Source organism: Mycobacterium appelbergii (genome assembly GCF_032883035.1).
Taxonomy (GTDB): Bacteria; Actinomycetota; Actinomycetes; order Mycobacteriales; family Mycobacteriaceae; genus Mycobacterium; species Mycobacterium appelbergii.
On record NZ_JAMQTH010000030.1, the window covers coordinates 1 to 9,722 of the forward strand.

At 65.6% G+C, this 9,722-nt stretch carries 1 protein-coding gene; it reads left to right on the top strand.

Annotated elements, in window-relative coordinates; translation table 11 throughout:
• Window positions 1-9,722 (top strand): non-ribosomal peptide synthetase (locus M1247_RS36360; protein ID WP_317161300.1); only part of this gene is annotated, 9,722 nt, incomplete at both ends.

The window sequence follows — 9,722 nt, forward strand, 5'->3', positions numbered from 1 at the left end:
GGTGAGCGGCCTGTTCTGTCCCTCGATGCGCTCGATGTGTCGGGCCGGTCCGCGGAACCGATCGCCGAATCAGAGCTTCCGGCGCCGTTGGGAACCGACAATGCCGCATACGTGATCTTCACCTCCGGGTCCACCGGCACCCCCAAAGGCGTGGTAGTCAGCCATGCCGGTCTGCTGGGACAGGCTGCTGCACATCGCGACGTGTACGGATTGAACCCGGACGCCCGGGTGCTGATGGTGGCCGCACCCACCTTCGACGCATCGGTGTTCGAGTGGTTGTGGGCGGTGGCATCCGGTGCGACACTCGTGGTCGCGCCACCGGATTGCTATGCCGGAGAAGCGCTGACCGAGATTCTGCACAGCCAGCACGTCAGCGCGGCACTCATCACCCCGACGGTGCTGGCGACCCTCGACCGGACCCGACTCGACGGGCGACTGGACACGCTGGTCACCGGTGGAGAGGCCTGCCCGGCTGAACTGGTGGCGGCCTGGGTACCCGGACGCGAGGAGGATAAGGTACCCGGACGCGAGGAGGATAAGGTACCCGGACGCGAGGAGGTACCGGGGCGGGCGATGTTCAACGCCTACGGTCCGACTGAAGTCACCATCTGGTCGACCTGGAGTGCGCTGGAAGCGGGCCGGCCGGTCGGGATCGGCGTCCCGATTGCCGGAGTGTGCGCGTTGGTTCTCGACGCTCGGCTGAATCCGACCGCGGTCGGACTGGTGGGTGAGCTGTATCTGGCAGGCCCGGCGTTGGCGCGAGGCTATGTGGGCCGCCCCGAGCTCACCGCAGATCGGTTTGTCGCCAATCCCTTTGGGGGACCTGGAGCACGCATGTACCGGACCGGTGATCTGGTGCGCTGGAGCGCAACGGGATCGCTGGAGTATCTCGGTCGTGCCGATGCTCAGGTGAAACTGCGGGGGCAGCGTCTGGAACTGGGTGAGATCGAGAACACGCTGCTCGCCTGTCCGCACGTCAATCGTGCGGCCGCCGCGGTACACCACGGCGACACCGGCATCGATCATCTGGTCGGTTACATCGCGTTGGAGCACACCGTCACCGCCGACCATGAGGTCGACGTCGTCGACCAGTGGCAACACGTTTACGACGAGCTCTATGACGCCGAACTCGAGGTATCGGAATTCGGCAGTGACTTCCGGGGCTGGAACAGCAGCTACACCGGGGAACCGATTCCGCTGCAGCAGATGCGGGAATGGCGTTCGGTCGCTGTCGATCGGATCTGCGCATTGCAGCCGGAGCGGGTGCTGGAGATCGGTGTCGGCTCGGGGCTGATCCTGTCCCAGGTCGCCCCTGAGTGCGTCGAGTACTGGGGAACGGACTTCTCGGCACCGACGGTGCAGACACTGCGTTCCGCGGTGGCTGCCGAACCGTGGGGTTCCCACGTTCACCTGCTGGCGCAACCAGCGCACGTCACCGAGTCCCTGCCGCACAGCCACTTCGACACCGTCATCGTCAACTCGGTCATCCAGTATTTTCCGAGCGCCGAGTATCTGTCGGAGGTCATCGACAAGGCTGTCGAGCTACTGGCGCCCGGTGGGCGGTTGTTCGTCGGCGATGTGCGCAACCACAGTCTGCAGGGCGCCTTCCAAACTGGCATCGCGTTGGCCCGCAGCGGTTCCGGCGCCGACACCGACGAGATCCGGCAGCTCGTGCAGCGCGCGGTGCACGGCGAACACGAGCTGTTGCTGTCTCCGGAGTTCTTCACCACCTGGGCTGCTGAGCATCCGTCGGTGGGCGGGGTGGACATCCAGGTCAAACGCGGTGAATCCGACAACGAGTTGACCCGCTACCGCTACGACGTGATCATCCACAAGACACCCACGCCGGTGTGCTCGCTGGCGGCAGCACCCACCTGGTCCTGGGCAGACTGTGCCGGGCTCAGCGGTCTGCACGCCGAACTGACCACGCAACGGCCGGCTCTGGTACGGGTCAGCGCGATTCCTCATGCCGGTCTGGTCGCCGACGTCAGCATCGAACGGTCGCTGGTGGCCGGCCTCCCGCTCGCCGAACTGCTCGCGCTCGCCGACGACACCGCGATTTCGGAAGCCTCCGTCGTGCCGGAGCAGTTGTACCGGCTCGGCGAGCAGACCGGATACCGGGCCGCGGTCACCTGGGGTGCCCAATCCGGCACTGTCGACGCGGTCTTCCTTCGCGTTCCCGAGAACGGACACCGTCAGGCGCTGACCGATCTCTACGCCACCCCGACCGGTGCCCGCGCGCTCGGTGGTTACGCCAACGATCCGCTCACCAATGCGAAGGTGGGTGCGGTGCGGCAGTGGCTGACCGAGCGGCTGCCGGAGTACATGGTGCCGACACAGATCATGGTGCTCGCCGAACTGCCGTTGACCTCGTCAGGCAAGATCGACCGAAAGGCGCTACCTGCGCCGACATTTGTCGTCGCATCCTTCCGGGCCCCACAGACCTCGACCGAAAAGACTGTTGCCGAGGTCTTCACGGAAGTACTCGGTCTCGGCCGGGTCGGTCTCGACGACGATTTCTTCGCGCTCGGCGGCGACTCGCTGATCGCCATCAGGGTGTGTGGGCGGCTGCAGACGGCGTTGGGACGCGATGTGCCGGTGCGGTATCTGTTCGAAGCGCCCACGGTCGGGGGCCTCGCGGAGTATCTGGACCACCACCGTGGCGAGGCTGCCCGGCCGGCGTTGACCGTACAAGAACGTCCAGCGGTCCTTCCACTGTCGTATGCGCAGCAGCGCCTGTGGTTCCTTGAGCAGTTGCAGGGGCCCTCGCCGATCTACAACATGGCGGTGGCGTTGCGGCTGGAAGGGCATCTCGACGCCGATGCCCTCGGCCGGGCGCTGTCTGACGTGGTGGCCCGACAGGAGAGCCTGCGCACGCTGTTCGCGGCGAGTGACGGTGTCTCCCGGCAGATCGTGCTGCCCACTGAAGACGTCGATCTGGGATGGCGCATCGTCGATGCCTGCGATTGGCCTGCGGGTCAGCTTGAGGAGCGGGTCTCGGCGGCGGCGCACCACAGCTTTGACCTCACCAGTGATATCCCCTTGCGGGCAACGCTTTTCCGAATCTCCGATGGGGAGCATGTGCTGGTGGCGGTGGTGCATCACATTGCCGCCGACGGCTGGTCCATCTCGCCGTTGGTGAACGACCTCGGTGCGGCGTATGCCAGTCGATGTGCGGGGCGCGCGCCCGAATGGGTTCCGCTTCCGGTGCAGTACGCGGATTACACTCTGTGGCAACAGAAGTGGCTTGGATCGGTCTCCGACCCGGACAGCGTGATCTCCGGGCAGTTGGCCTATTGGGAGCAGGCGCTGGCGGGCCTGCCCGAACGCCTGCAACTGCCGACGGATCGGCCCTATCCGCCGGTGGCCGATTACCGCGGTGCGAGTGTGGAGGTGGAATGGCCTGCTGAGCTGCAGGAGCAGGTCGCCGGGGTGGCTCGCGAGCATAATGCGACCAGTTTCATGGTCGTGCAGGCTGCGTTGGCGGTGCTGCTGTCTCAGCTCACCGGCAGTCCCGATGTAGCGGTCGGGATCGCGACCGCGGGGCGTGGTGATCCGGCGCTGGACCATCTCGTCGGGTTCTTCGTCAATACCTTGGTGCTGCGTGTCGATCTCGGCGGAGACCCCAGTATCACCGAACTGCTGCACCAGGTACGTCAGCACAGTCTGGCAGCCTTCGAACACCAGGATGTGCCGTTCGAGGTGTTGGTGGAGCGGCTCAATCCGGCGCGGTCGCTCACGCATCATCCGCTTGTTCAGGTCATGCTGACCTGGCAGAACCTGCCCTGGCACAGCAACGGACCGGCCGCCGGCCTGGCGTTGGGCGATGTTCACGTCATCCCCATGCAGGCCGAAACCCAAACTGCGCGCACCGATCTGGTTATCGCACTGGCTGAACACTTCAACGACACCGGCAAGCCGGCGGGCATCGGTGGCACAGTGGAGTTCCGTACCGATGTGTTCGACGCAGTGAGCATTCACACCGTGATGGAGCGTTTACAGCGCGTCCTGACGGCGATGACGGCAGATCCGTCGCGAGCGTTGTCATCGGTGGATGTGCTGGATGTCGCCGAGCATGTGCGACTCGATGCGATGGGGCATCTGGCGGTATTGACACAGCCCGTGGTGGAGGAGTCGATCCCCGAGCAGTTCGCCCGGCAGGTGGCTCGTACCCCCGATGCGGTGGCAGTCACCTTCGACGGCTCGTCGATGACCTATCGGGAACTCGATGAGGAGTCGAATCGACTGGCGCGACGACTGATCGTCGACGGCGCGGGGCCCGGCCAGTGCGTGGCATTGCTGTTGAACCGATCCGCGCAGGCCATCGTCGCGATTCTTGGTGTGTTGAAGTCGTGCGCGGCCTATCTGCCCATCGATCCCGTGGTACCTGATGCGCGTATCGCGTTCATGCTGGCCGACGCCGGACCGGTCGCAGCGGTCACCACGGCTGAGCTGGAGCCACGGTTGTCCGCCTGTGATGTGGCGGTCCTGCGGACCGACGACCCTCGTATCGGTGCTCAATCGGCGACCGCATTGCCGACCGCGCCATCGGCCGATGACGTCGCTCACATCATTTACACCTCGGGTACGACCGGTGTGCCCAAGGGCGTCGCGGTCACCCACCAGAATGTGACACGTCTGTTCGATGGCCTCGATGTGGGTGTGGCGATGGGTCCGGATCAGGTCTGGACCGCGTGTTCGTCGCTGGCGTTCGACTATTCGGTGTGGGAGATCTGGGGTGCGTTGCTGCACGGCGGCCGTCTGGTGGTGGTCCCCGAGGAGGTGACGCGTTCCGCGGCGGATCTGCATGCTCTGCTGGTTGAGCACCGGGTGAGCGTGCTGAGCCAAACCCCTTCTGCGGTAGGGATGTTGCCCGACGACGGACTGGAATCGGTGTCAACGTTGATGGTCGCGGCAGAGCCGTGCCCGCCCGACGTGGTGGATCGGTGGGCAGCCGGTCGAGTCATGATCAACGGTTACGGGCCCACCGAGACGACGGTGTATGCCACGATCAGTGCTCCGTTGAAAAAAGGCGGCGCGGCAGCCGTGCCGATCGGCCTGCCGGTGCCGGGCGCGGCGTTGTTCGTCCTTGATCGTTGGCTGCGGGAAGTCCCGGCCGGTGTGGTGGGCGAGTTGTATGTCGCGGGCCGCGGCGTGGGCGTGGGGTACCTGCGTCGGCCCGGGCTGACCGGCTCGAGATTCGTGCCGTGCCCGTTCGGGGCGCCCGGAGCCCGGATGTATCGGACCGGGGATCTGGTGTCCTGGGGCCGGGACGGGCAGCTGCGGTATGGCGGTCGCGCCGATGAGCAGGTCAAGATCCGTGGCTACCGCATCGAACTGGGCGAAATCCAGTCGGTGCTGGCCGATCTCGACGGAGTCGGGCAGGCCGTGGTGATCGCGCGTGAGGACAACGCGGGCGACAAGCGTCTGGTTGCCTACTTCACGGGGACCGCCGATCCGAGACAGGTGCGCGCCGAGCTGTCCCAACGGTTGCCTGCCTATATGGTGCCTGCCGCGGTGATGACGCTCGTGGCATTGCCGTTGACCGTCAACGGCAAACTCGACAAGCGTGCCCTGCCCGCGCCCGAGTATGCCGACGGGGACCGGTACCGGGCACCGGGCACCGTGCTCGAAGAAGTCCTGGTCGGAATCTACGCCCAGGTCCTCGAAGCGGGGCGCGTCGGGATCGACGACTCGTTCTTCGACCTCGGTGGGGACTCGCTCTCGGCCATGAGGCTGATCGCCGCCGTCAACACCAGCCTGGACACCACGCTGGAAGTGCGCACCTTGTTCGACGCACCCACTGTCGCGCAACTCGCGCCACGGGTCGACGCCGGTTCGGGTGGGCGCGAGCCCTTGGCGCCGCAAGACCGCCCTGCGGTCATCCCGCTGTCCTATGCGCAGCAACGACTCTGGTTCCTGGATCAGTTGCAGGGGCCCTCGCCGATCTACAACATGGCGGTGGCTTTGCAGTTGGACGGACCACTGGACGTCGATGCGCTGGCGCAATCGCTCGCCGATGTGGTGGGCCGGCACGAAAGTCTGCGCACCGTTTTCAGTACGGTGGACGGGGTTCCCCGGCAGGTCGTGATGCCGGCCGAACAGGTCGAGCCGGCCTGGCAACAGATCGATGCCACCGGTTGGCCGGCGGCAGAGGTGGAGCAGGCTGCCCGATCGGCAGCGCAACACAGTTTTGATCTGACCGGCGAGATTCCGTTGCGAGCGACGCTTTTCCGTACGGCCCCGGATATGCACGTGCTGGTGACGGTGGTACACCATATCGCCGCGGACGGATGGTCGATCACCCCGATGGTGACCGATCTGGGTGTGGCCTATGCCGGCCGGTGTGCAGGGCACGCGCCGCAATGGGCGCCGTTGCCCGTGCAGTATGTGGATTACACCCTGTGGCAACAGGAGTGGTTGGGCTCAGAGTCGGATCCCGACAGCGTGCTCTCGCGGCAGGTGGCCTATTGGGAGACCGCGCTGGCCGGACTGCCGGAGCGGATACAACTCCCCACCGACCGGCCCTATCCGGCTGTCGCCGATCACCGAGGCGCCAGTGTGGCGGTGCAGTGGCCTGCCGAGTTGCAACAGCGGGTTGCGCGGGTCGCTCGCGAACACAACGTGACAAGCTTCATGGTGATCCAGGCCGGCCTCGCCGCGCTGCTGGCCGGACTCAGCGACAGTTCCGATGTGGCGCTGGGGATCGCGACTGCCGGACGTAGCGATCCGGCGCTCGACGACCTGGTCGGATTCTTCGTCAACACCTTGGTACTGCGGGTCGATCTCGGCGGAGAACCCACCGTGGACCAGCTGTTGCGCCAGGTGCGCCAGCGCGGTCTGGCAGCGTTCGAACACCAGGATGTGCCGTTCGAAGTCCTGGTCGAGCGGCTCAACCCGGCCCGCAGCCTTACCCATCACCCGCTCGTCCAGGTGATGGTGTCGTGGCAGAACTTCGGTGCCGATCCGGCGTCGGGCATGCCCCTGGGCGAGGTGCGAGTCACTCCGTTGCCTGCGGAAACCCGCACTGCCCGCATGGACCTGGTGCTGTCGCTGGGTGAACGATTCGATCGCACCGGCGCACCCGACGGGATCGGCGGCATGGTCGAGTTCCGCACCGATGTGTACGACGCGGTGACCATCGAGGTACTGATCGAGCGGTTGCAGCGGGTTCTTGTGGCGATGACCGAGGACACCGCCCGGTCGCTGTCGTCGGTGGATCTGCTCGACCCTACTGAGCACGCCCGATTGGACGGGTTCGGTCATCGCGAGGTTCTGGCCGAGGCGGCGCGCGCGACGTCGATCCCCGAACTGTTCGCCGCCCAGGTGCTTCGGGCACCGGCGGCGCCCGCAGTGAGTTTCGGCAGCCGGACGTACACCTACCGCGATCTGGACGAGGCCTCGAACCGGTTGGCGCACTGGCTTGTCGGATACGGGGCGGGCCCTGGACAGTGCGTGGCGTTGTTGTTGAACCGGTCCGCGCAGGCCGTGGTGTCGATCATGGCCGTGCTCAAAACCGGTGCGGCGTATCTGCCGATCGACTCGGCGCACCCGGACAGCCGGATCGAATTCATGTTGACCGATGCAGGGCCGGTTGCAGTGCTCAGCAGGGGTGAGCTCGCCGAGCGGTTGATCGGTTGCAGTGTGCCGGTGGTCGAGGTCGACGATCCCCGCATCGATGCGCAGCCCGATCGTGCACTGCCGGTGGGCCCGTCGGCCGATGACGTGGCGCACATCATCTACACCTCGGGTACCACAGGCATGCCCAAAGGTGTCGCTGTCTCACATCAGAACGTCACACGTCTGTTCGATCGCCTCGACGTGGGTGTGGTGATGGGCGCCGAGCAGGTCTGGGCGCAGTGTTCGTCGTTGGCGTTCGACTATTCGGTGTGGGAGATCTGGGGCGCACTGCTGCACGGCGGCCGGCTGGTTGTGGTTCCGGAGTCGACGACGCGATCAGCGCACGACCTGCAGACGCTGCTGGTCAGCGAAGGCGTGACAGTGTTGAGTCAGACGCCTTCGGCGGTGTCGATGCTGTCTCTCGAAGGGCTGGAGTCTGCGGCGCTGATGATCGCGGCCGAGCCGTGCCCACCGGAGGTGGTGGATCGGTGGGCCCCGAACAGGGTGATGATCAACGGTTACGGACCGACCGAGACCACGGTGTACGCCACGATCAGCGCTCCGCTGAAGGCGGCAGAGGCAGGCGGACCGACTGTTGTCCCGATCGGTCTACCGGTGCCCGGTGCGGCGCTGTTCGTCTTGGATCGCTGGTTGCGTCCGGTGCCCACCGGTGTGGTGGGCGAGCTGTATGTGGCCGGCCGCGGTGTGGGCGTGGGATATGTGCGCCGGCCAGGGTTGACCGCGTCGCGATTCGTCGCGTGCCCGTTCTCCGACGCTGCAACGCGGATGTATCGCACCGGGGATGTGGTGTCGTGGGGTGCTGATGGGCAGTTGCGGTACTCGGGCCGTGCCGACGAGCAGGTCAAGATTCGCGGCTACCGCATCGAACTCGGCGACATCCACGCCGCACTGGCCGATGTGGACGGGGTCAAACAGGCGGCGGTGATCGTGCGGGAGGATCGCCCCGGGGACAAACGGCTGGTCGGTTATGTCACCGAGTCGGTGGCCGGGATGCTCGATCCCGCCGGTATCCGTGACGCCTTGGCTGAGCGGTTGCCGGGTTATATGGTGCCGGCAGCCGTGGCGGTCTTGGACGGTTTGCCGTTGACGGTGAACGGCAAGCTCGACAAGAAGGCGTTGCCTGCACCGGAATACAGCGACGGTGATCACTACCGTGCTCCCGGCACAGTGGTCGAAGAGGTCCTGGCCGGAATTTATGCCGAGGTTCTCGGTCTGGACCGGGTCGGGATCGACGATTCGTTCTTCGACCTGGGTGGGGATTCGCTGTCGGCGATGCGGTTGATCGCCGCGGTCAATGCAGGACTGGACGCCAGTCTTGCGGTGCGCACGCTGTTCGACGCACCAACTATTGCGGCACTGGCCCCACGCATAGATGCCGGATCGGGCGGTCACGCACCGCTGATTCCGCAAGACCGCCCCGAGCGCATCCCGTTGTCCTATGCGCAGCAACGGCTGTGGTTTCTCAACCGGTTCGAGGGCGGGGTGGCGACCTACAACATGCCGATCGCGTTCCGGATCACCGGAACGCTGGATGTGGCGGCGTTGGCGGCGGCTCTTGACGATGTGATCGCACGACATGAGTCGCTGCGCACGGTCTTCGTCGACGTTGACGGGGTGCCGCTGCAGGATGTGTTGCCGGCCGTGGCGGGGATGTGGCGGTGTGCGGACGTCGGAGCCGGGTCGGTGTCAGTATCGGTATCAGAGGACGATCTCATTACCGCGCTGATGTCCTTGGCAGGGTATCGATTTGATCTGTCGGCCGAGATCCCGATCCGGGCGCAAATCTATACGGTCGGTCCGGATCGATACGTGCTCGGTATCGTGTTGCACCACATCGTCTTTGACGGATGGTCCATGGCGCCGATGGTCCGTGATGTGGCAGTGGCCTATCACGCGCGTCGGCGGGAACAGGCTCCGGATTGGCAGTCGTTGCCGGTGCAGTACGCCGATTACACGTTGTGGCAGCGCGAACACCTCGGCGATCTGAATGACGCCGACAGTCGCATCGCCGGGCAGCTGGCCTATTGGCGGCGGGAGTTGGCTGATCTTCCCGAGGTGGTGTCGTTGCCTGCGGATCGTCC